This window comes from Mucilaginibacter sp. MD40 (assembly GCF_002288635.1).
In the GTDB taxonomy this organism is placed as follows: Bacteria; Bacteroidota; Bacteroidia; order Sphingobacteriales; family Sphingobacteriaceae; genus Mucilaginibacter.
The window spans coordinates 1,893,671-1,915,072 of sequence record NZ_NRSW01000001.1 but is presented as its reverse complement, the minus strand read 5'-3'; the positions used below and the strand labels follow the sequence as shown (position 1 = coordinate 1,915,072).

Here is a 21,402-nt window from a genome sequence, read left to right as displayed (position 1 = left end):
TTTTGAGGTTGTATAATAATACGTACTTTTAGCGAATGGATGTAGGTAATTATATAAGCGAATTGCTGGCACTACACGGCGAAGTTAGCGTGCCCGGCCTGGGTTATTTTGCGCATACCCGTGTTAACGGGCACTATAATGAGCAGGAAGGCCGGTTTTACCCGCCTACCTACAGTGTGCAGTTTGACCCACAGTTTATTGATGATGAAACCCTTCCTAAATACATTGCCGATAAAAAGAATATCTCTGTAGCATCGGCTAAGTATTTTACTGAAAAGTACATCAACACCATAAAAATGCAGGCGCAAAATGGCGACGCGCCATTAGCTGATCTGGGCTGTTTTTACATGGAAGATTCAAAGCTTTTCTTTGAAACCAACCAGAACCAGCGCAATAGCCCCGATTTTTTTGGCTACGAGCCGCTAAGCCTGCATAAAGTGGGCAGCGCTCCTGCGCTGCCTAAACAGCTTATTCAGGAAGATACTACAACAGCCCCTGTCGCGGTAAATATTGCTGCACCGGCTGAAACATTAAATCCGGCAGACGATGAAGATTATCTGTCTGCAGAGGAGGAAGCGTACCTTGTTAACCAGGTACGCAAACGTAAACGGCGTACTACCTGGTTGTTTATTATACTAATGATCTTGTTCTCCGCCGGCGCGCTTTACCTGGTTAACCGCTACAACCCTGTCCTGTTTAATGTTATCGGCAAAAAAAGAGAAACCACCACCAAGCAGCCTGTAAAAGATACCAAAGTGATCAACGCCGCTATAGAGGTAGATAAGGATACTGCGGCTACTGATACGCCTAAAACACAAACTGCAACGCATACAGCAGAAAAGCCAATTAAAGACACCACGGCAAAAAGCACAGCACCTGTAGTGAAGGATGAAGTGGCGGCCGGGCCCCGCTTCGAGATCATGGGAGGCTCTTTTAAAGATGAAAAAGAGGCTAATACCGCTATTGCCAATTATAAAAAACTGGGAGTTGACGCCCACATTGTTACCGACGCGCCCGGAAGGCGTGTGAAGCTTTCTTTAGGTACTTATAAAACCCGTGCCGAGGCCGAAGCCGCGCGTAAGGCAATATTGGCTACCAAAAAAGTAAACAAGGATATTTATACATTAGAAATTAAACCAAAACTATGATGTTACTATTGCAGGTTACGGATACCGCAGCAAAATTAATTGATACCGCGCACCAGGCCGCGCAACAGGTTGCCAAAATACCAGATGAAGAATTAAGGTTTGGAGACCTGCTCATAAAAGGTGGCTGGGTAATGATACCAATTGGTATACTGGCAGTACTTGGCCTGGTGATATTTTTTGAACGATATTTTACCATTCGTAAAGCTGCAAAAAACGAGTCGCATGTAATGCAGCAGGTACGCGGCAGCGTCATGTCGGGCAATCTACAGTCGGCTATTGCCATTTGCCGCAACAGCAACTCGCCATTGGGCCGCATGCTCGAGAAAGGCTTGCTACGCATTGGCCGCCCTATAAAAGATATCGAAGGCGCTATTGAGAACGTTGGTAAACTGGAAGTATCCAAACTGGAGAAAAACATAGGTATCATCGGTATAGTAGCAGGTATAGCGCCCATGTTCGGCTTCCTGGGTACTATCGCGGGTGTGATCAAGATCTTCTACGATATCTCAAAAACCGATAACATCTCCATGGGTGTTATCTCGGGTGGTTTGTATGTAAAGATGGTAACTTCTGCGGCCGGCTTATTCGTAGGTATCATTGCTTATGTATGCTATCATATCCTTAACATGATGGTGGATAAAGTGATCCTGAAACTGGAAACTGACGCTATTGAGTTTATTGACCTGTTAGAGGAGCCCAGCAAATGAATTTAAGAAAAAGACAAAGAGGAGCATCAGCAGAGGTACATACCTCGGCCATGAATGATATCATGTTCTTCCTGCTGCTCTTCTTCCTTATCGCGTCAACGGTAACCAACCCTAACGTGGTAAAATTGATGTTGCCGAAATCGTCAAGCGGGCAATCGGTTTCTAAAAAAACCATCAACGTATCTATCGACAAAAACCTGGTATATACGGTTGATAAGAAACAAGTACCGGTTGACCAGCTACAACCTACGCTGCAATCATACAAAAGCCTGGCATCAGAGCTTACCATTGTGTTGTATGTTGACCGCACCGTGGCCATACAGGATGTAGTAACCGTAATGGATATAGCGCAGAAATTAAATATTAAACTGGTACTGGCCACCGAGCCGAAAGCATAGGAAGCTGAAAGGTTAAAGCTAAAAGGTCAAAGGTAATTGCAAGCTACCAAAACCTTTTACCCCTAACCTTTCGCCTTTCACCTTACAAAAATGAACTACAGGGAAGAAAATAATTATCCTAAGGCGTTTGCCGCGACCGGCGTAATACTGGGCATTGTGATAGCCTTGTGCTATTTTATTGTTTTCCAGATGCCGGTAAAGCAGGAAGACGGCACCGGAGGTATACTGGTAAATTATGGTACGGTAGATGAAGGCATGGGCAGCGATTACACCAGCACCGAAGAACCTTCTGTCGCTGAGAAAGCTAATAAGACCAAGCCCGACAAAGTAACCCCTGCCCCGCCTACCGAAGAAAAAACAGAGGCGGAACAGAGTGATAAAAATGTGGTTACGCAAAATAACGAGGACGCGCCCGAGGTTACAGCCAACTCTAAAGCGCCAAGCAAAACCGTATCTACTACGCCTAATAAAACCGAAGCCAAGCCAACTGTCAACCAAAACGCGCTTTATAAAGGTAAAACCAATACAGGCACCGGCGAAGGCGATGGCACCGGCAGCACCCCAGGTAACCAGGGTAAAACTACAGGCACCACGCTTACCGATAATTATAATGGAACCGGATCGGGTAATGGAGGTAACTCGCTAAACGCACGCAGCTTTGTACGTGCGCCTGCCAAACCAACTGTTTCAAATATTGAAGGAAGAGTAGTAATTGAGTTCAGGATAGATAAAGATGGTAACGTGGTATACGCGGGTGTAGGCCGTGGCTCCACCCTGATAGAAGGCGACGTGGTTGACAAGTGTATACAAGCGGTTAAAAACGCCAAGGTTAGCCCTTCTGCCGGCGCCAGCGACCAGCAAACCTATCGCCAAACCTTCGTATTTAAACGCCAGTAATCATCCTGATTTTATTTTAAGTTTGCATTGTCATCCATAGCTATGGACCATTGACCATGAACTACCAGCAAACCCTCGACTACCTGTACACCCAGCTCCCCATGTTCACGCGTGACGGGGCATCCGCTTTTAAAAAGGACTTGATTAATACCCTTGCGCTTTGCAGGATTTTAGATAACCCGCAACAGCGCTTTAAAAGCGTGCATGTGGGCGGCACTAATGGCAAGGGTTCTACATCGCATATGCTGGCCGCTATTCTGCAGGTAGCCGGTTACAAAACAGGACTGTACACTTCTCCTCACCTGCGCGATTTCCGCGAACGCATCCGTATTAACGGACAAATGATCGGCGAACAAACCGTTGTTGATTTTGTAGCGGCTAACCGTAAAAACTTCGAAGATATACAACCCTCCTTCTTTGAGATGACGGTGGCGCTGGCCTTTGATGTTTTTGCGAAAGAACAGGTAGATATTGCTGTTGTTGAGGTAGGTTTGGGCGGTCGCTTAGATTCTACCAATGTCATCACGCCTATCCTGTCGGTAATTACCAACATCGGCTGGGATCATATGAATATGCTGGGTAATACCCTTGAACTGATCGCAGGCGAAAAAGCCGGTATCATTAAGCCCGGCATACCTGTAGTAATAGGCGAGCACCAGCCGGATGTAGCCTATGTGTTTACAGAAAAGGCAAAAAAAGAAGGGAGCGAAATATGCTTTGCATCGGAAGTTAAGTCAAAAGTTAAAAGTCAAAAGTCAAAAGTAGACGGGCTGCTGGATGTGAGCGTAACTGCCGACTCAGAACTGCATACTTTAAGCTTCCAACTGGACCTTACCGGCACCTATCAGCTTAAGAATGTAAGAACGGTTTTAACCGCAGTAGACGAACTTCGTAAGCAGAGCTTCACTATTACTAATGAACACATTTCTACAGCGCTCAGGCAGGTAAAAACCTTAACCGGGCTGCATGGCCGCTGGGAAACACTCCATACCCAACCACTCACTATTTGCGATACCGGCCACAATCCCGATGGCGTTGAAGAGGTGATGAAAAATATAGCTGCAGTTAAGTATGATCACCTGCACTTTGTGATCGGTATGGTGAATGATAAAGATACCAGCAAGGTGCTGGGCATGTTGCCAAAAGATGCTACTTATTATTTTTGCAAACCCGATATACCAAGAGGCCTAAGCGCTGAAATATTACAGGAACAAGCGGCGGTGTTCAATTTACGGGGGCGCTCCTATCCTTCTGTACAGGCGGCCTATGACGCGGCCAGAAAAGCAGCAGGAGATAACGATCTGGTGTTTATTGGTGGCAGTACTTTCGTGGTAGCCGAAGTGGTTTGACTTACGCGGCAGCTTAAATGCGAATATTACTCTTCAATAACGACTGGTGCTACCAGCCTGGCCACAAACATGGTATCTGCCTTATGCTCGTAACCTTTTAGCACTTGTTGCTCCTCCAGTTGAAGGCCAAGCTCATTAACCAGGTAGCTCACGGCGTCTTCGTTCTCGGATTTAAAGGCAGAACAGGTGATATATATGAGCGGTTTGCCCGGCTTTAAATGCTTAGCCACATTTTTGGCGATACCTTGCTGCAGGCGTTTAAAAAAATCGAGTTTATGCATCTCGAACTGGCTGATCATCTCCGGCGTACGCCCCCAGGTACCCGATCCGCTACAAGGCGCGTCGAGGATTATCCCGTCAAAAGCGTAATTATATAGTAGCTGCTCGTTGTTCTGCATCAGGTCCATCACCTTTTTCTGGTACTTCATCAACCCGGCTTGCTGGAAACGCTCGTCCAGGTTGGATAAGATGGATTCCCTGATATCTGATACCACTAATTTAAGTTCAGGCTGCAGACTATGCAACAGCAATGATTTACCGCCTGATGCCGCGCAGGCATCCCACCAGCTATCCCAGCGGTTGGGTTTAAAATAATTAGCTGTTTGCTGCGACGATAGGTCCTGAACCTCAAACCAATGCTGTTTTGGAAATATTACATCCAGCCGGGTGCCGTTGGGCAGCGACAGGCAGTTGTTGCCCTCATCCCTAAACTTGATATCGGCTTTGGTTAGTTCTGCCTTTACCTGTTGCTCAAATCCTTTAGTGATGCGGATAAAAAGATCGGGCTGTACAAAAAACGATTTCAGAAAGCCCTCTTTGTCAATGCCATCAGATAGTTCTTTACTCCAGGGGAAAACATCCTCCAGTTTAAAATCCGGGTAGGTGGTTTTAACCAGCGCTATCTTTTCGTCGATACTGAAAGCGATGCAAGCTGCCCAATCGGGTTTGAAATGCTGCAAAAAAGAGTTGGTTTGGGTGTTGCATAAAAACTCAGCAACCATCAGCCTGTCCTCAGGCGGCAGGTTGGGTAAGGCACTACCCAACCGGAAATAGTTATAAATCAAACGGCCGGCAACCTTACGGTCGGTAGAACCCATTTGCTTATTCTGCCGGTAAAAACCGGGCAAAAACTTATTTAAAGGCGTATCCGCCGGGTATTCATCCAGTATGCGCAAAAATGTCTTTAACTGGTTTATTGCCTTCATTTTACCCGTTTAAGATCAAAGTTCTCGTATCGTAATACATCAACATGTGTATTCACCCAACCGGTACGGGGCGTTTTCACAAAGTGGAAACTGTTGTGTATACCGGTAAAATCTTTGAGATCGGGCTGACCCATATTTTCGCCATCAGCCAATAATTGAGCAAAATACAGGCCTTCGTCAAATCCTTTTATGGCAAAATCGGTAGGCTCGGCATGATAGGCGCGCCGGTAGCTACGCAGGAATACATTGGTTTCGCCGCTTTTGTAATCAATTTTATCTGCCGAGGTAATATGCGTATTTAACCGTTGCAGCAATGCCGCTTTCAGAAACGCGAATTTCTCCCAGTTAGGATGCCCAAAAAGCGTTACCGGGAATTTTTTAGACAAGGTATCCAGGGAACGCAGCGTAACCATTAAAAAAGCTTGTTTGGTAGAGGGCACCAGAAAAACGTTCTGTTCTGTGGGTGATAATTGCTTTACCAACGGCGTTAAGTTACCCCGGTTAATAACCATGGTAATTACCTGTACACGGCGTTTGGTAAGGCTATCAATAGTACGTTTAAATGGTGAGGCATATATTTTCTCGCTGCTGTAGCCCGATGTGAGGATAAATACCTTTTTCGGCTTGAGCCTTTTAGCCACATACTCCGCGGCACCCCGGGCATGGTATTCCAGCGGCGGTGTCATAGTAATGAGATTATCGCTCTTAAACGCAGCAGGCGAGGCCGGTGATAATGGCGAAACTACTGCACCACGGGTTGTGCCAAGCCCTGCTGTAAATGCTTTGATATCATCCGGGAATACCGGCCCTACAACCAAATCGCTTGTTTTTACCTGCGGGTTCAGCGCGAGGCTATGGGCCTGCGCGGTATTGTCTTTAGAATCAAAAACCTGTAGCTTAAAATTATGCCCATCGGCGGCGGCAGAGTCAAGCGCCAGTTTAAAGCCCTGGTAATACTCTACCGATAAATTGGCCGACTTTAGTTTGGCGGCTGTATAGCTTTGCCCCGCCACGGCATGCTCCAAGCCTAATGGTAATATCAGCGAAACAACAGAAGCCTTTTCTTCAGACTGTTTTACCTGGGGCTTTTCAGCAGGTTTATTCTTCTTTTCGTTAGTTTGATCAGTCGTTGGTTTAGCAACGGGTTTAGATACAGGTTTCACCTTGGGCGAACATGCACCAATTACCGCTGCTAAAACAAATAATAACCACTTATTCCCACTCAATAGTGGCCGGTGGTTTGGAACTGATGTCATATACTACCCGGTTAATTCCTTTTACGTTATTGATGATCTCGTTGGAGATCTTGGCCAGCAGGTCATATGGCAAATGGCACCAATCTGCCGTCATACCATCTAATGATTCTACTGCGCGCAGGCATATCACGTTCTCATAGGTACGCTCATCGCCCATAACTCCCACCGATTGTACTGGTAAGTAAATGGCGCCTGCTTGCCAAACTTTATCATAAACACCTGCCGAGCGTAAATTGTTGATATAAATCGCGTCAGCCTGCTGCAAAATATCAACCTTCTCCGGCGTAATGTCGCCCAATATCCTAATAGCCAAGCCCGGGCCCGGGAATGGGTGGCGGCCTAATATGTTCTGGTCGATACCCAATGCGGCACCTACCTTGCGCACTTCATCTTTAAATAAGGTATTCAGCGGCTCAACTACCTTCAGCTTCATAAAGTCAGGCAAACCACCTACGTTATGGTGCGATTTAATAGTTGCCGACGGACCTTTAACTGAAACCGATTCGATCACATCCGGGTAAATAGTACCCTGCCCCAGCCAGCTTACGCCCTGTATCTCATGCGCGGCATCATCAAATACTTCAATGAATACACGGCCAATGGCTTTACGTTTTTTCTCAGGATCGGTTAAACCGGCCAGCGCATCGTAAAACCGTTGCTTGGCATCAATACCCCTAACGTTAAGGCCCATGTGCTGGTAAGAGTCTAATACAGATTGGAACTCATCCTTACGCAGCAAGCCGTTATCAACAAAAATACAGTGCAGGTTAGCGCCGATAGCCTGGTGCAATAACACTGCGGCAACTGATGAATCTACACCGCCAGATAAGCCTAAAACTACCTTATCGTCGCCCAGTTTAGCTTTCAATTCGGCAATGGTGGTTTCAATGAAAGAATCCGGTGTCCAATCCTGCGCGCAGCCGCAAATGTCAACCAAAAAGTTTTGGAGGATCTGTTTGCCGTCAATACTGTGGGTAACCTCCGGGTGGAACTGGATGCCGTAGGTCTTAGTATCTGTAATATGGTAAGCCGCAACCTTTACGCTATCGGTGCTGGCTATAATTTCAAAATCAGTAGCAATGCGCGCGATGGTATCCCCGTGCGACATCCATACCTGCGAACCCTGCGGTACATCTTTAAACAGGATGGTATCCGGTTTGATGTAATCCAGATTGGCACGACCGTATTCGCGGGTGCTTGATGCCAACACCTCACCACCGTTGAAATGGGCAACGTACTGTGCGCCATAACAAACGCCCAGGATAGGCAGGTTTTTGTGATGTTTAGCAAACTCAAAATGAGGTGCATCGTCCTGGCGAACAGAGTAGGGACTACCCGAAAGGATGATACCTTTTACGCTGCTGTCAACTTCAGGAAATTTATTGAAAGGATGGATCTCACAGTAAATATTGAGCTCCCTGACACGGCGCGCGATGAGTTGGGTAAATTGCGAGCCAAAGTCAAGAATAAGGATTTTTTCTTGCATGGGCAAAGATACCCTTGCAAAGTGAAAATTAAAAGTAAAAAGTCAAAAGGTTTTCAGCGGGTTAACTGTAGATGAAAACCACGTAGCCAGATGTACAGAATTAGTTATTTAAAGCCCTTGTACCCGCGTACTCACAGATCTTTCGGTTTATCTCATCCGGACTAAGCACATAATCGGGGTGGTCATTCGCGATCAGGTTCTGAGGTAGCGATGGGAACTCGGCGGTTATGGGATCCTGAACGATCACCAAACCTTTTTGGTTTTCAATAGCTTGCGCGCCCTGCAAACCATCGCTTCCCGTACCCGATAATATCACGCCAACGCTTTTATCGCCTGCAACCTTGGCAAGGCTAAAGAAAAGTTTGTCAATGGTATGGTTGATCTTTTCGCCGGCATCACGTGCCTCTGCCTGCAAAAAACACCCCTCCAGTTTAAATTGCATGCCGCTGGCCATAACATATACATTACCCGGTTCAATGTATTCAATGGTTTCAACTACAACAACTTTAAGTTTGGAGTTACGCTCTACCAGTTTACCCAAATTGCTTGGTGTGCCGGTGGGTAAATGCTGATTTAGGATAATAGCGGCGTTGATGTTGGCCGGTATGCCGGTAACAATATTTACCAAAGGCTCAATCCCCCCTGCCGAAGCACCCATACCGATCACATAAAAGTTGTAGTTGTTCATAGAGAGGAGGGTTATTAGCTAATAACGGGGGAAGCGGTGAATTGTTAGAATTTAAAAATTCAAGCCCACTCTCAACCCGTTCTTCACGTTTCCTTCGCCGGTGTTAAACGAGGTGCCGTACATTACCCTCAGGCCAAAATTGGTTTGGAAGCCGAAGCCCAATTCCGTGTAATTCTTAAGGGCCGGGGTAGTTAAATAATTCACATCGATGATCTCCTGTAATTTAAGCTTGCGCAACAGGGGCACCTTGTTTACTAAAAGGCCTGTAAAATTATGTTCGATATGCCCTTCCAGGTATTTATTACCGGTACTATAGCCGTAATAATTTAACAGCATAAACTTGTCGATACCCACCCTATAGACCGTTATCTGGCTTCCTGAGAACTGGCGTAGATCGGTGTAATAGATGTTTTTTACATCAAAGAATTTACCGGCGCCTACCCAAAAGGAGAATTTACCATAGTAGCCCACAGGGATGTCGCTCTTGGTGATGTCTGCGGAGATAAGACTGTAATCGGCATCAGCGCCCAACACGTTTTTAATAGCCTTGGTAAAGCTTACACCGATGGTAGGGTACTTTGATGGCAGGTAACGCCTGCCCGTAGGATAAGTTTCATACTGATTGCTAAAATCGTAGGTGCTTCTTAAGGTAACCTTGAACGATTGGTTATTCTCAAAAAGCGGAACATCCGCCTCCGGAATAAAAGGGTTGTTCGACGTAAACTCCTTTCCCTTAGGGTGAAAAAGGCTGTAGTCGGACGTGTTATCTAACCACTTACGGTTAGCCCATTCTGCGGATGCGCTGGCTTGCCAGCCGCCGTAAATACGGGTGCTAAGCGTTGCCGAAGCGAACTGCTTTTGGTAAAGCTTCTTGTAATTCTGTCGATAGAGCAGCGTATGTATAGAATTAACGAAAGACGACATCGGCTCGCGGTCGTTGAGGTCGGCTATGGTAGAGCCGCCTGATAGATTAAGGGTAGCCGGGCCAACCGGGACCACCACCCCTCCATAAGCGTTAAATAACTTGTTAGAGAAGCCGTAGCGCACATTGCCATATACCGCGAAACGCCTGTTGTTCAAACTATCTATCAATTTGCTGAATGTACCGCCATAATTGAGCGCCAAGCCTTCAACCGTGTTGTACTGCACCGCGCTAAGGAGCGAACTGGTAGTGAAATACTCATGCTTAAAACGGTTGCGGTGGAAGTAGCCACGCAATAGCAGCCTGGTTATGTTCACTTTGTTGTTCTCACGATCTATAGAATCCAGGTACTCTTTTGATTCGCGTTTGGCCGCAAGTACCTCTTTCTTTTTGTAATCAATCTTCTCCTCATCGGTAAGCGGAATGGGACGCTGCTGCTGCCAGTAAACTGAGTCGAGCTTGTTAATACCTTTATTAATGCGCAACACTTCTTTAAACTGGCTCTTATCTAACTGAGGATCGATCTCATAATCTTTATACAACGATACAAAGTACCCGGCAAACTTAAAACCCAAAAAGCCCCCGTTAAACTCAAATTTCATGGATGCCGGCATCCACACTTTATTGGTCACAGGCACATACTGTTCATCTACCCGCAGGGTATCAACAAAGTTGATGTTGGCTTTCTTGGTGATATAAAGCGATAAACCCTGCAGACGCCAGCTATCCTCCAAAATATAGATATAGCCGCTAAAGCATGGGTTGCTCTCATTACGCGGCGTTACCTGTATCTTGTTAATGGTTTCGCCGTTTTCTATTGTAGCACCTATCAGTTTGTACTTGTAATAGCTCAGCGCGTTATCGGCAATGGGCGATATCACGGGGCGGTTACTTAACCCTTCCCAGTTTTGCATGTTCTCATAAAAATTCACCCGTATATCGCCTGCCCTGTTAAAACTAAAAGCCTGGTTACTACCTGATACTTTTGATGAGATCATTTCCTCATGTACCTTATCGGGCTTCATAAAGCTGAGTTTTGATTGCGATTCCGAAAGGTAGATGATCCCCCTGCGGTTAGAATCCAGGCCATTTTGCCGCGCGAATTTTTGAACATCAAAGCCCAGGAATTTCTTAGGTGCATCCAGCAACCGCTGCAAACCTTTTATGTATACCTCGCAGGTGTAAGCATTTACTTCGTTAAGGTAAGTCTTACGTTTTTTGATGGCCTTACGGATAATGTCATAAGCGGGGTCTTCGCCCCCGGCCCTTACAGACACCTCGTTTAACTGATATTGCTCCCCTTTTAGGCTGACATCAATTTTAGTATCAGCCAGCAGACTAATGTTACGACTCTCCTGTTTATATCCTACCGCTTTAAATAATACCTCGTGTCGGCCTTTAGTTAAATTGAGGGTATAGCCACCGTCGCTGTTGGCAGAGGTACCTTTTGTAGTATTGCGAACATATACCGAGGCAAACGGAATTGGCTTGCCGGCATCATCCGTTACTTTACCGCTTAACACATAAGTTTGCGCGAAGCCCGGAAGGGCAAAAAGAGAGAATAGAATGATCAGGTAGTTTCTCATGAAAGAGTTTAAGTAAGCGCTAATATGGGTTTTATTGTTTGCACTTATTAGATGCTACCTGTTAATATTTGTTAAATTAAAGGCGTACTTTTTTGGTACGCCTTTAATTGCGGGGAGCGTCAGCGACGCGGCAATCTCATAGTGCGTCGAATATGCTTATCCTTTGAGGTTGCCGCGCTATCGCTCGCAATGACATATTGGATAGTATTAACTAAGAATCCCCTCTATACGCGCCAATTCCTCTCCTGAGAAACTGATATTGTCCAAAGCTTTCAGCGAATCAGCCAATTGTTCAGGCTTGCTGGCACCTATCAACACGGATGTTACGCGTTCGTCTTTCAGTAACCAGGCCAGTGCCATTTGGGCAAGGGTTTGTCCGCGTTGTTCGGCAAGGCTGTTCAGTTGCTTTACTTTGGTTACCACTTCTTCCGTTACCTGGCCTTCCTGTAAAAAGCCGGTCGATTTTGCCGCGCGTGAATCTTCCGGTATGCCATGCAGGTATTTGTTGGTTAATAAACCTTGCGCCAATGGCGAAAAAGGAATACAGCCAACACCATTTTCGCCCAAAACATCTAACAGGCCCTGTTCCGGCTCGCGTACAAACATGGAGTATTTAGGCTGATGGATCAGGCATGGTGTACCCATTTCCTTCAGCATGGCAATGGCCTTTGCCGCCTCCGCTGCGGGGTAATTAGAAATACCGGCATACAAGGCCTTTCCCTGGCGTACAATCAGGTCAAGCGCGGCCATGGTTTCTTCCAGCGGGGTTTCGGGATCAGGGCGGTGGTGATAAAAAATATCTACATAATCCAAACCCATGCGTTTAAGGCTTTGGTCAAGGCTGGCAACCAGGTATTTTTTTGAACCCCAATCGCCGTAAGGGCCATCCCACATAGTATAACCCGCTTTGCTGCTAATGATCATCTCATCGCGGTAGCCACAAAAATCGTCTTTAAGTATCTTACCGAAATTTTCCTCCGCGCTGCCGGGAGGCGGGCCGTAGTTATTGGCCAGGTCAAAGTGGGTAACACCACTATCAAAAGCCAGGTGCAAAATCTTACGGAAGTTTTCCATCACGTCCACATGGCCGAAGTTGTGCCACAGGCCCAGTGAAATTTCGGGTAATTTAATGCCGCTTTTACCGCAGCGGCGATAACGCATTTTTTGATATCTATCGGCAGAAGGTTGATAATTCATCATATTTGGGTTTAAGGCTAAAGTAATACTTTTTGGTTAATCAGTTTTACTTGTATCTTTTAAGTTACTACACTTACAAGCCGCTCCATAAGTTAAAATATGTTAATGGTTTCGGCAATCCTGTTTTGGGTAACTACATTCGTACAAACCATAACCCTATGCTGTACAACTACTTTCTTATTGGCTGGCGAAATATCTTAAGGAACAAAGCATTCTCCGCTATCAACATTATCGGTTTAGCCATCGGTATCACCTTTACCATGCTTACCACCGTTTACATATGGCAGGAAATGCAGGTAAACCATCACCTTAAAAATGCCGGCAACCAATATATACTGCTTAGTAAATGGAAAGACCCCAACATGGGTTACGAAATTGGCACCTGCGCGCCATTACCATTAGCGCTAAAAAAGGAATACCCCAACCTGGTTAAAAATTATTACCGTTGGGATGGGGTAACTTCCAATGTATCAAAAGGCGACAAACACTTTCGCGAACATATACAAATAGGCGATAGCACGCTTTTAAATATATACGGCTTTAAACTACTTGCCGGAAACGCGGCGACTGCTTTTAATGACCCTTTTTCGGTAGTGATCACCCGGGATAAGGCCATAAAATACTTCGGGCATACCAATATCATAGGCGAAACCATCACCGTTGAAAGCTTTAAGGGCGATAAGCATGCTTTTATGATAAGCGGCGTACTGGATAAAATTCCAAAAAACTCGGTTACCAACCTGAGCCAGGATGATAATAACGATATCTTCCTGTCATTAGGAGCAGCCAAATTTATGGGCCGCGATTTGGATACCTGGGCCAATACCATTGTTGTAGGCTTGGTTGAGTTACAGCCCGGTGCTTCCAAAAGTGCTGTTGACGCCGCTATGCTAAAGCTCGTTAAAGCACACGCGCAGCCACAGGTTGCCGCCAACCTGGTACCGTATATTGTGCCACTAAATACCTATTACCTCGACTGGGGGCCAAAGAAAATGCTGTATACGCTGAGCCTTGTAGCGGCTTTTATCCTGTTTATGGCCATTATCAACTTTGTGAACATTTGTATTAGCCGGTCGGCACAGCGCATGAAGGAAATGGGTATACGGAAAGTTTTAGGAGGGCTGCGCGGGGCGCTCATTAAACAGTTCCTGACGGAATCGGTAATTATGGTTGTCGTGGCTACCCTTTTTGCTATGGTGCTGTACATGATCGGGCGCTACTATTTCGCGGATATTTTACAAACCGAAATGACAGGCTTGTTTAGCTTCCCCTGGTACTTCTACGTTATTATACCGGGCATGGTTATAGTTACCGGTATTTTGGCCGGCTTGTACCCTGCTGTGTTGTTATCATCGCTTAAATCGGTTGATTCGCTTAAGGGCAAGTTGGGGACGGTTAAAGAGAACGTTGTTTTGAGAAAAACATTAATAGGGTTCCAATTTGCCACCGCCGCGGTGGTATTGATCTGCGCGATAATTGTATCACGGCAAACCAACCTGTTCTTTGGTAAAAGCCTTGGGTACGATAAAGAACACGTGCTTTACGCGCAGCTGCCCCGCGACTGGTCTAAAAAAGGAGTGGCAAAAATGGAAGGCATACGCGCCCGCATAGCACAGCTGCCGCAGGTAAAAGCTATTTCACTATCATGGGCCATACCCGACGGTAATTACAGCGCGCAGTTACAGGCCTACAAAATGAGCGATGATAGCCTGCACACCTTCACCTCTCAGGTAGTAAACGTAGATAACCAGTATGCGGCAGCCTACAATTTAAAACTGAAGGCCGGAGAATTTTTCGGGCCCGCGTATGTGCCTGCCGATTCTGCCAGGGTGGTGATCAACGAGAAACACATGCATGCTTTAGGGTTTAACCATGCGGCTGATGCTATTGGGCAACCGTTTAAAGCACAGGGGATGCCGGTATTAACTATTTGCGGTGTGGTGCAGGATTTCCGCTTTGGTTCTATGCAGCAAGAACTGCAGCCCATGACGTTTGTAAACGTAAATTACCAGCCCTTGTACCGCTTCTTCTCCGTAAAATTGAAACCCGGCGATCTGGAAGCGGGTATTACCGCGCTGCAAAAGAAGTGGGCACAGGAAATGCCCGACGCACCTTTTGAGTACGGCTTTATGGACGAGGCGCTGGCCAAGTTATATCAAACAGAGATACAACTAAAAAAAGCGAGCTACCTTGCCACGGGGCTGGCCATAATTATTGTATTACTGGGTATTATAGGGCTGATATCGCTCAGTGTGCAAAAACGCACTAAAGAAATAGGCGTGCGTAAAGTGTTAGGCTCATCAGCCGGTAATATTGTGAAGCTTTTTTTAAAGGACTTTTTACTAACGATAGCCGTATCAGGCGCTATGCCTGCCCCGTGGCTTTCTTATTGATGCGGCACTGGTTAAACGATTATGCTTACAAAATAAGCCTTACACCCATGCCTTTCCTCATCAGTATGGTTGTGCTTTTAGTGGTTACAGCATTGCTTATTACCCTGCAAACGTTAAAAGCAGCATATGCCAACCCGGTAAAAAGCCTCAGGACGGAGTAGCAAGCGTATATTATTTTAACTCGTTCAGCAGCCTGAACATTTTTTCGCGTATGGCGCTGCCGGTGCCGCTGTAGTTATTTACCATAATAGCGAAGCATAGCTGGCGGCCCTCATGCGTTTGAAAACCCGCATAAGCCTGCACGCTGTTAATGCTTCCGCTTTTCATTTTCATATCGTTATAAACGGGCAGACTTTCGTAAAAATCACCAAACCACGGCTGGCTGCTGGCCGACTGCAGTATGCGGGCCATAGTTGAGGTAGTGATGCGATCCTCGGGCGAAAGGCCGCTACCGTCAAAGATGTTCATAGAGCGCTTGTCTATCCCCTTTTGTTCCCAAAACGATTTTACAACTGCAACCCCATCAGCAGCGGTAGCTGTTTTGCCCATCTTTAAAGAAATGGTGGCCAGTAATTGCTCGGCATACAGGTTAATGCTTTTCTGGTTAAGCCAGTAAACAATTTTGCTCAGGTTGGGAGATAATATAGTAATTAAACCGGTAGCGTTAGCCGGTACCGCCTGGTTCTTTTCCGCCAGCATTATGGACGACTGCGGCTCGCCACTTACCTGTATGCCAATGTGTTTTAAGGTATCTGTTAACCGCAGGGCGGCATCATAAGCCGGATCGGGTATGGCCGCCCCTACGCGTTTTTTAGTTTGATCAATAGCGTATGTACCACGCAGGTACATTACCTTACTGTTAAAGGCCGGCAGGTAAGGATAAGCCTGATCACCGGTTTTAGCAGCGCCATTGGTAAGCTCGCTTTTGTATTGCAGGTAATTGGTTTCGGGGTTGGTACCGGCTATGCCTACAGGTGTGCCCACGCTGCCTGTACGCAGTAGTATGTCAAACTGGTTCTCGCGCCAGCAAAGCCCGGCAATACCCGCGCCGTAGTAGGTGCCCAGATCCTGCCATATCCAGCCATCGGGGATGGATTGCCCATTGTAAGCGCCGTTATCGCCTATTACCCGCCCATTGATCTTTTTGATGCCTGCCTTTTTCAAAGCAGCAACCATAGTGTTTAAAACTACATTATCTTTGGTGTTTGCATAGCGCCAGCTGCCCAGTGTCGGGTCGCCACCGCCTTTGATCACCACATCTCCGTTGAGCGTGCCATCGGCGGTAATTGCTCCGCTATAGCCTAACTGGGTTTGGAACTGAAAATCCTTCCCTAAAACATTGAAAGCAGTAATGCTGGTAACCGTTTTTAAGGTAGAGCCCGGCGCCAGGCCCATATCCGGGTTGCCGCCAAAAACCAGTTCGCCGGTTTTAGCATCCAGTACGGTTAATGATACCGCGCCATATTTGCATTGTTCATCGGTTTGTAAACGGGCAAAAGCGGTTTGCAGCCGCTTTTGTAAAGGTGTTTGCGCGCATAGCGCGTTCGAAATAAATAAGATACTAACTAACCAGGTCTGTTTTATCTTCATTACCAGTGTTTCGTTGCGAAATATAATAGATAGGTATACCTACCAATACAATACCTAATCCGTATTTAACGTAATCGCTTTTATAAACGCATAACAATACGCAAAAAGCAATACCCATAATTATATATAAGGCAGGTAATACCGGATAGCCTATCGCCTTATACGGGCGCTCAGCATTGGGGCGTTTAGCGCGCAAAATATAAATACCAATTATGGTAAGTACATAAAATACGACTACAACAAATGATATCATATCCAGCAGGTCGCCGTACTTGCCGCTGAGGCAAAGCAGCGAAGCTACTACCGCCTGTATCCATAAGCCAAACTCCGGTACCGAGTTTTTGTTTAGTTCGCCTGTCTTTTTAAAGAACAGACCATCTTTAGCCATGGTATAATACACCCTCGCCCCTGATAATATCAACCCGTTATTACAACCAAAGGTAGAGATCATGATCATGAGCGCGATAATGTAGGTGCCTATGTTGCCAAAGATCACATGCGAGGCCGTAACTGCCACACGGTCCTTATCAGCGCTGGCAATATCCTGTAACGAAAGTACGCCGGTATATACCACGTTAGCCAGAATGTAAATAACCGTAACGATGATGGTACCAAACATCATGCTCAGGGCCACATCTCGTTTGGGGTTCTTCATTTCGCCGGCTACGAAGGTAACACTGTTCCATGAGTCGCTGCTAAAGATAGAACCTACCATGGCGGCGGCTATAGCCCCAAGCGCGGCCCCCATGCCCAGTTGTGTAACGCTGCCATCTTTTGCCAGGTTATGCAAACCCCAGGGACTGGCCCAGTTGGCGCGCCATATATCGCCTTTAAAAGCTAAAAAGCCAAAAGCGATAAGCCCGAACAGGCTTAATAGTTTGGTAAGCGTAAAGGTGGTTTGAATAAGTTTACCTCCCTTAACACCTTTTGTATTGATATAGGTAAGTAAGAATATCAATACGATAGATACCAGCTGCGCCACGCTGATCTTAACAGCGCCAGCCTGGAAAATAATATTATCCTCACTTAAAGGCTTCCACAAATAAGCGGCAAATTTTGAAAATGCCACCCCTACCGCCGCGATGGTACCCGTTTGTATCACCGCGAAAAAGCTCCATCCGTACAGAAAAGCAATAAGCTTATTATATGCCTCTTTCAGGTAAACATACTGCCCACCCGCCCTTGGGAACATGGCGCTGAGTTCGCCATAACTTAATGCCGCAGTTAGCGTCATAAAGCCGGTAATCAACCATACGGCGATAAGCCAGCCGGATGAACCTACATTGCGGATAATATCGGCACTTACGATAAAGATACCCGAGCCGATCATGGAGCCCGATACCAGCATGGTGCCATCGAGCAGGCTCAGCTCGTGTTTCATTTTAGAGGGAGAGGAATCGTTAGTCATTTAGGGTTTTTCATTAAACCACTAAACTATTTAAAACTTTCTAATTGACACGCTATTGTAAATAAATTAATTTACTATTTTGCAGCAACCAATTATTAAAAGCTTCCCCCGGCTTTTCAACTAAGCACACTTTATAACTAAATTATTATATGGATCTTTTGAACAATTACCTAATTTATCTGATCCCTGTGATGGGCTTAATAGGTTTACTCGTTATGGCGGGCAAATCTGCATGGGTTACCAAACAGGAAACGGGCGACGCCTCTATGAACCAACTGGCCGGCTACATTGCCGATGGCGCGATGGCTTTTTTAAGGGCCGAATGGAAGATACTGAGCTACTTTGTCATCATCGCCGGCATTTTACTGGCCTGGAGCGGCACAACCGTTGCTACCTCAAGCCCGGTTATTGCCATTTCATTTTTAATTGGCGCGTTTCTATCAGCCTTTGCGGGTTTTATTGGTATGCGTATAGCAACAAAGGCCAACGTACGCACCACCCAGGCAGCTAAAACAAGTTTGGCCAAAGCGCTTAAAGTATCATTTACAGGTGGTACGGTAATGGGCCTTGGCGTAGCGGGTTTAGCTATCATAGGCTTAGGTTCGCTATTTATAGTATTTTACACCCTTTATGTTAAAAATACCGGAGGCGACGTTAACGGAGCCGATATGGAGAAAGCCCTTGAGGTATTGGCGGGTTTCTCGTTAGGTGCTGAATCTATTGCGCTGTTTGCCCGTGTGGGTGGCGGTATTTACACCAAAGCGGCCGACGTAGGCGCCGACCTGGTAGGTAAAGTAGAAGCAGGTATCCCTGAGGATGACGTGCGCAACCCCGCCACCATTGCCGATAACGTAGGTGATAACGTAGGCGACGTAGCTGGTATGGGCGCCGACCTGTTCGGCTCTTACGTTGCTACCATGCTGGCTACTATGGTATTGGGCCGCGAAATAGTATCAGCAGATAGCTTTGGCGGCATTGCACCGGTTTTATTACCAATGGTAATTGCCGGTTTAGGTTTAATATTCTCTATAGTAGGAGCCGCCTTTGTAAAAATTAAAAATGAAACAGATAGCGTGCAAATCGCCCTGAACATGGGTAACTGGGCCTCCATCCTGTTAACCGCTATTGCAACTTACTTCCTGGTGCAATGGATGCTGCCAGGAGGCGAAATGCACCTAAAACGCGACCTGGATGCAAGCGGCGCTATTAAAGCAGGGGCATTGGTGTTCACCAAGAATGGTGTGTTTGGATCTATCCTGGTAGGTTTGGTTGTAGGTACGCTGATGTCTATCATTACCGAATACTATACCGCAATGGGCAAACGCCCGGTGCTGAGCATCATTAAACAATCATCAACCGGGCACGCTACCAATATTATTGCCGGTTTGGCTATAGGTATGGAATCAACCGTGTTGCCGATCATCGTATTAGCGGCCGGTATTTATGGTTCGTACTTCTTTGCCGGTTTATACGGCGTGGCTATTGCCGCTGCGGGCATGATGGCTACTACCGCTATGCAGCTGGCCATTGACGCCTTTGGCCCTATCGCGGATAATGCCGGCGGTATTGCCGAAATGAGCCAGTTACCACCTGAAGTTCGCCACCGTACCGATAACCTGGATGCTGTGGGTAACACTACCGCCGCAACCGGTAAAGGTTTCGCTATCGCATCTGCTGCATTAACTTCCTTAGCGTTATTCGCGGCTTTTGTGGGTGTGGCAGGCATAGAGCACATTGATATTTATAAAGCCAATGTACTGGCCGGCTTATTTGTAGGCGGTATGATTCCGTTTATCTTCTCGGCCCTGGCCATTTCAGCAGTAGGCCGCGCGGCTATGGCAATGGTTGAAGAAGTTCGTCGTCAGTTCCGTGAGATACCGGGCATTATGGAGTACAAGGCCAAGCCTGAGTATGAGAAATGCGTGGCTATCTCTACCAAAGCTTCCATCAGAGAAATGGTTGCCCCGGGTTTGATCGCTTTGATCACCCCTATTATTATCGGCTTTGCTTTTGGCCCGGAAGTGTTAGGTGGCCTATTAGCCGGTGTAACCGTATCAGGCGTGCTGATGGGTATTTTCCAGAGCAACGCCGGTGGTGCCTGGGACAATGCAAAAAAATCATTCGAGAAAGGCGTAGAGATAAACGGTGAAACCTATTACAAAAAATCGGAGCCACATAAAGCTTCGGTTACCGGTGACACCGTGGGCGATCCGTTCAAAGATACTTCAGGCCCGTCAATGAACATCCTCATCAAGCTGATGTCTATCGTATCGCTGGTTATTGCTCCGCACTTAAATAATGCGGTGAATACCAATGAGCACATTCAAAAGCAATTAAAAATACAGTCGATGAACACCACAACGCATGTGATCAAGACTGATAAGAAGATCTGAAGATACGCAATCTATACAAAAGCCCCCGCCAACCAGCGGGGCTTTTGTATATCAAAATTAAATGCATATGTTAACAGAAAACGACGTTATTAACACCTTAGAAACGCATCTAATCTCATTGGGGTATTCTATCAAAAAAAAATCAACTACTATCCAAACTGGTATCGATTTAGTTGCAGAAAATTCGAATGAAACCCTCTACATTGAAGCGAAAGGGGAAACAAGTTCTAAGAAAGGCACTAATAGATATGGTTTGACATTTAGTCCGAATCAAATTAAATCACATGTCGCTCGTGCTATCTTAACATCGATGATAATTTCGCAACAAAAACCCGCAGGTTCTAAAACCAAAGTTGCAATTGCGTTACCGGATAATTTCGGGCATAGAAACCTTTCGGAAAAAATACTACAGCCTTTGAAGCAACTTTCTATAACAATCTTTCTTATTAAAGCAGATGGAAGCGTGAGCGTTTTATAAATGATTGATGAAAAAAGCCATTCTTTATATCCTTTGCCTTTACAATATCTATCTGTACCTGGATGATATTTTTGCGCTGTTGAATATTAATATCATCCCGCCAACTTTGGACAGTCTGATGTATTTTGACGCGGCTATGGTACTGTTCGGTGGATTGGTGCTGGGCTACCTGCTGCGCAGGCGGGGCGATAAAAAACTGGGCTGGGCCATGATGGGTTTAAATTTAATATTAACGCCCTGGTTTATTTGGAGGGCTTTGCCATAGCCATGTATGAGGCTGTTGGATTAATATAAATAAAAA

The 21,402-nt window shown here is 46.1% G+C and carries 18 protein-coding genes; 10 read left to right on the top strand and 8 right to left on the bottom strand.

All coding sequences use genetic code 11. The features are described from left to right. The first annotated feature begins 35 nt into the window (after positions 1-35). From CKK33_RS08685 to CKK33_RS08665, 5 genes are all read left to right on the top strand, one after another. The gene (locus tag CKK33_RS08685) at positions 36-1,148 is read left to right on the top strand and encodes an SPOR domain-containing protein (RefSeq protein ID WP_095703727.1); all 1,113 of its coding nucleotides are present in this window, start codon (positions 36-38) and stop codon (positions 1,146-1,148) included. Continuing rightward, complete coding sequence (locus CKK33_RS08680; RefSeq protein ID WP_095705796.1) at positions 1,148-1,855, top strand: MotA/TolQ/ExbB proton channel family protein; 708 nt, start codon at positions 1,148-1,150, stop codon at positions 1,853-1,855. The genes CKK33_RS08685 and CKK33_RS08680 overlap by 1 nt, the downstream gene beginning before the upstream one ends. After that, positions 1,852-2,253 (top strand): biopolymer transporter ExbD, encoded by a 402-nt coding sequence (locus CKK33_RS08675; RefSeq protein ID WP_095703726.1) that lies wholly within the window; start codon positions 1,852-1,854, stop codon positions 2,251-2,253. The genes CKK33_RS08680 and CKK33_RS08675 overlap by 4 nt, the downstream gene beginning before the upstream one ends. Positions 2,254-2,343: 90 nt before the next feature. After that, positions 2,344-3,150 (top strand): energy transducer TonB, encoded by an 807-nt coding sequence (locus tag CKK33_RS08670; protein ID WP_095703725.1) that lies wholly within the window; start codon positions 2,344-2,346, stop codon positions 3,148-3,150. Between the two features lie 56 nt (positions 3,151-3,206). Continuing rightward, positions 3,207-4,499: a folylpolyglutamate synthase/dihydrofolate synthase family protein gene (locus CKK33_RS08665; RefSeq protein WP_095703724.1), complete on the top strand. Its 1,293-nt coding sequence runs from the start codon at positions 3,207-3,209 to the stop codon at positions 4,497-4,499. 26 nt (positions 4,500-4,525) lie between these two features. On the opposite strand, the gene CKK33_RS08660 is transcribed toward CKK33_RS08665, so the two are convergent. The 6 genes from CKK33_RS08660 to mgrA form a co-directional block, all read right to left on the bottom strand. Then, a complete protein-coding gene (locus CKK33_RS08660) occupies positions 4,526-5,704 on the bottom strand; it encodes an RNA methyltransferase (protein ID WP_095703723.1) in 1,179 nt (392 codons plus the stop codon). Continuing rightward, complete coding sequence (locus CKK33_RS08655) at positions 5,701-6,960, bottom strand: ABC transporter substrate-binding protein (RefSeq protein WP_095703722.1); 1,260 nt, start codon at positions 6,958-6,960, stop codon at positions 5,701-5,703. The genes CKK33_RS08660 and CKK33_RS08655 overlap by 4 nt, the downstream gene beginning before the upstream one ends. Then, the gene (gene guaA, locus CKK33_RS08650) at positions 6,917-8,446 is read right to left on the bottom strand and encodes a glutamine-hydrolyzing GMP synthase (RefSeq protein ID WP_095703721.1); all 1,530 of its coding nucleotides are present in this window, start codon (positions 8,444-8,446) and stop codon (positions 6,917-6,919) included. Before guaA ends, CKK33_RS08655 begins: the two co-directional genes overlap by 44 nt. A 100-nt stretch (positions 8,447-8,546) precedes the next feature. Then, on the bottom strand, positions 8,547-9,134 hold the full coding sequence (locus tag CKK33_RS08645) for a chemotaxis protein CheB (protein WP_095703720.1): 588 nt from the start codon (positions 9,132-9,134) through the stop codon (positions 8,547-8,549). Positions 9,135-9,185: 51 nt separating this feature from the next. Continuing rightward, the gene (locus tag CKK33_RS08640) at positions 9,186-11,642 is read right to left on the bottom strand and encodes a DUF5686 and carboxypeptidase regulatory-like domain-containing protein (RefSeq protein ID WP_095703719.1); all 2,457 of its coding nucleotides are present in this window, start codon (positions 11,640-11,642) and stop codon (positions 9,186-9,188) included. Positions 11,643-11,849: 207 nt separating this feature from the next. Continuing rightward, entirely contained in the window at positions 11,850-12,839 is a 990-nt protein-coding gene (gene mgrA, locus CKK33_RS08635; protein WP_095703718.1) for an L-glyceraldehyde 3-phosphate reductase, read from the bottom strand. A gap of 158 nt (positions 12,840-12,997) precedes the next feature. Here mgrA and CKK33_RS08630 point away from each other — a divergent pair, with 158 nt between their 5' ends. Both CKK33_RS08630 and CKK33_RS19485 read left to right on the top strand, forming a co-directional pair. Beyond that, positions 12,998-15,232: an ABC transporter permease gene (locus tag CKK33_RS08630; RefSeq protein ID WP_143822931.1), complete on the top strand. Its 2,235-nt coding sequence runs from the start codon at positions 12,998-13,000 to the stop codon at positions 15,230-15,232. Next, the gene (locus CKK33_RS19485) at positions 15,232-15,393 is read left to right on the top strand and encodes a hypothetical protein (RefSeq protein WP_233138174.1); all 162 of its coding nucleotides are present in this window, start codon (positions 15,232-15,234) and stop codon (positions 15,391-15,393) included. The genes CKK33_RS08630 and CKK33_RS19485 overlap by 1 nt, the downstream gene beginning before the upstream one ends. A gap of 10 nt (positions 15,394-15,403) precedes the next feature. Here the strand turns inward: CKK33_RS19485 and dacB are convergent, their stop codons facing one another. Both dacB and CKK33_RS08620 read right to left on the bottom strand, forming a co-directional pair. Then, positions 15,404-16,822, bottom strand: coding sequence for a D-alanyl-D-alanine carboxypeptidase/D-alanyl-D-alanine-endopeptidase (dacB, locus tag CKK33_RS08625; protein WP_095703716.1), 1,419 nt, complete (start codon positions 16,820-16,822; stop codon positions 15,404-15,406). After that, entirely contained in the window at positions 16,794-18,203 is a 1,410-nt protein-coding gene (locus CKK33_RS08620) for an APC family permease (protein ID WP_198952523.1), read from the bottom strand. Before CKK33_RS08620 ends, dacB begins: the two co-directional genes overlap by 29 nt. 176 nt (positions 18,204-18,379) lie before the next feature. Between CKK33_RS08620 and CKK33_RS08615 the strand changes: the two genes are divergently transcribed. From CKK33_RS08615 to CKK33_RS08605, 3 genes are all read left to right on the top strand, one after another. Then, positions 18,380-20,623 carry a sodium-translocating pyrophosphatase gene (locus CKK33_RS08615; RefSeq protein ID WP_095703714.1) on the top strand — a complete coding sequence of 748 codons (2,244 nt, stop codon included), beginning with the start codon at positions 18,380-18,382 and terminating at the stop codon, positions 20,621-20,623. 67 nt (positions 20,624-20,690) lie between these two features. Further along, complete coding sequence (locus tag CKK33_RS08610; RefSeq protein ID WP_095703713.1) at positions 20,691-21,101, top strand: hypothetical protein; 411 nt, start codon at positions 20,691-20,693, stop codon at positions 21,099-21,101. Positions 21,102-21,108: 7 nt separating this feature from the next. Then, positions 21,109-21,366 carry a hypothetical protein gene (locus tag CKK33_RS08605; protein WP_095703712.1) on the top strand — a complete coding sequence of 86 codons (258 nt, stop codon included), beginning with the start codon at positions 21,109-21,111 and terminating at the stop codon, positions 21,364-21,366. Positions 21,367-21,402: the final 36 nt, after the last annotated feature.

What these genes read in the sequence shown, in the direction of transcription:
- CKK33_RS08685 (WP_095703727.1), top strand. Translation starts at nt 36, where the DNA reads ATGGATGTAGGTAATTATATAAGCGAATTGCTGGCACTACACGGCGAA.
- CKK33_RS08680 (WP_095705796.1), top strand. Translation starts at nt 1,148, where the DNA reads ATGTTACTATTGCAGGTTACGGATACCGCAGCAAAATTAATTGATACC.
- CKK33_RS08675 (WP_095703726.1), top strand. Translation starts at nt 1,852, where the DNA reads ATGAATTTAAGAAAAAGACAAAGAGGAGCATCAGCAGAGGTACATACC.
- CKK33_RS08670 (WP_095703725.1), top strand. Translation starts at nt 2,344, where the DNA reads ATGAACTACAGGGAAGAAAATAATTATCCTAAGGCGTTTGCCGCGACC.
- CKK33_RS08665 (WP_095703724.1), top strand. Translation starts at nt 3,207, where the DNA reads ATGAACTACCAGCAAACCCTCGACTACCTGTACACCCAGCTCCCCATG.
- CKK33_RS08660 (WP_095703723.1), bottom strand. Translation starts at nt 5,704, where the DNA reads ATGAAGGCAATAAACCAGTTAAAGACATTTTTGCGCATACTGGATGAA.
- CKK33_RS08655 (WP_095703722.1), bottom strand. Translation starts at nt 6,960, where the DNA reads ATGACATCAGTTCCAAACCACCGGCCACTATTGAGTGGGAATAAGTGG.
- guaA (WP_095703721.1), bottom strand. Translation starts at nt 8,446, where the DNA reads ATGCAAGAAAAAATCCTTATTCTTGACTTTGGCTCGCAATTTACCCAA.
- CKK33_RS08645 (WP_095703720.1), bottom strand. Translation starts at nt 9,134, where the DNA reads ATGAACAACTACAACTTTTATGTGATCGGTATGGGTGCTTCGGCAGGG.
- CKK33_RS08640 (WP_095703719.1), bottom strand. Translation starts at nt 11,642, where the DNA reads ATGAGAAACTACCTGATCATTCTATTCTCTCTTTTTGCCCTTCCGGGC.
- mgrA (WP_095703718.1), bottom strand. Translation starts at nt 12,839, where the DNA reads ATGAATTATCAACCTTCTGCCGATAGATATCAAAAAATGCGTTATCGC.
- CKK33_RS08630 (WP_143822931.1), top strand. Translation starts at nt 12,998, where the DNA reads ATGCTGTACAACTACTTTCTTATTGGCTGGCGAAATATCTTAAGGAAC.
- CKK33_RS19485 (WP_233138174.1), top strand. Translation starts at nt 15,232, where the DNA reads ATGCGGCACTGGTTAAACGATTATGCTTACAAAATAAGCCTTACACCC.
- dacB (WP_095703716.1), bottom strand. Translation starts at nt 16,822, where the DNA reads ATGAAGATAAAACAGACCTGGTTAGTTAGTATCTTATTTATTTCGAAC.
- CKK33_RS08620 (WP_198952523.1), bottom strand. Translation starts at nt 18,203, where the DNA reads ATGAAACACGAGCTGAGCCTGCTCGATGGCACCATGCTGGTATCGGGC.
- CKK33_RS08615 (WP_095703714.1), top strand. Translation starts at nt 18,380, where the DNA reads ATGGATCTTTTGAACAATTACCTAATTTATCTGATCCCTGTGATGGGC.
- CKK33_RS08610 (WP_095703713.1), top strand. Translation starts at nt 20,691, where the DNA reads ATGTTAACAGAAAACGACGTTATTAACACCTTAGAAACGCATCTAATC.
- CKK33_RS08605 (WP_095703712.1), top strand. Translation starts at nt 21,109, where the DNA reads ATGAAAAAAGCCATTCTTTATATCCTTTGCCTTTACAATATCTATCTG.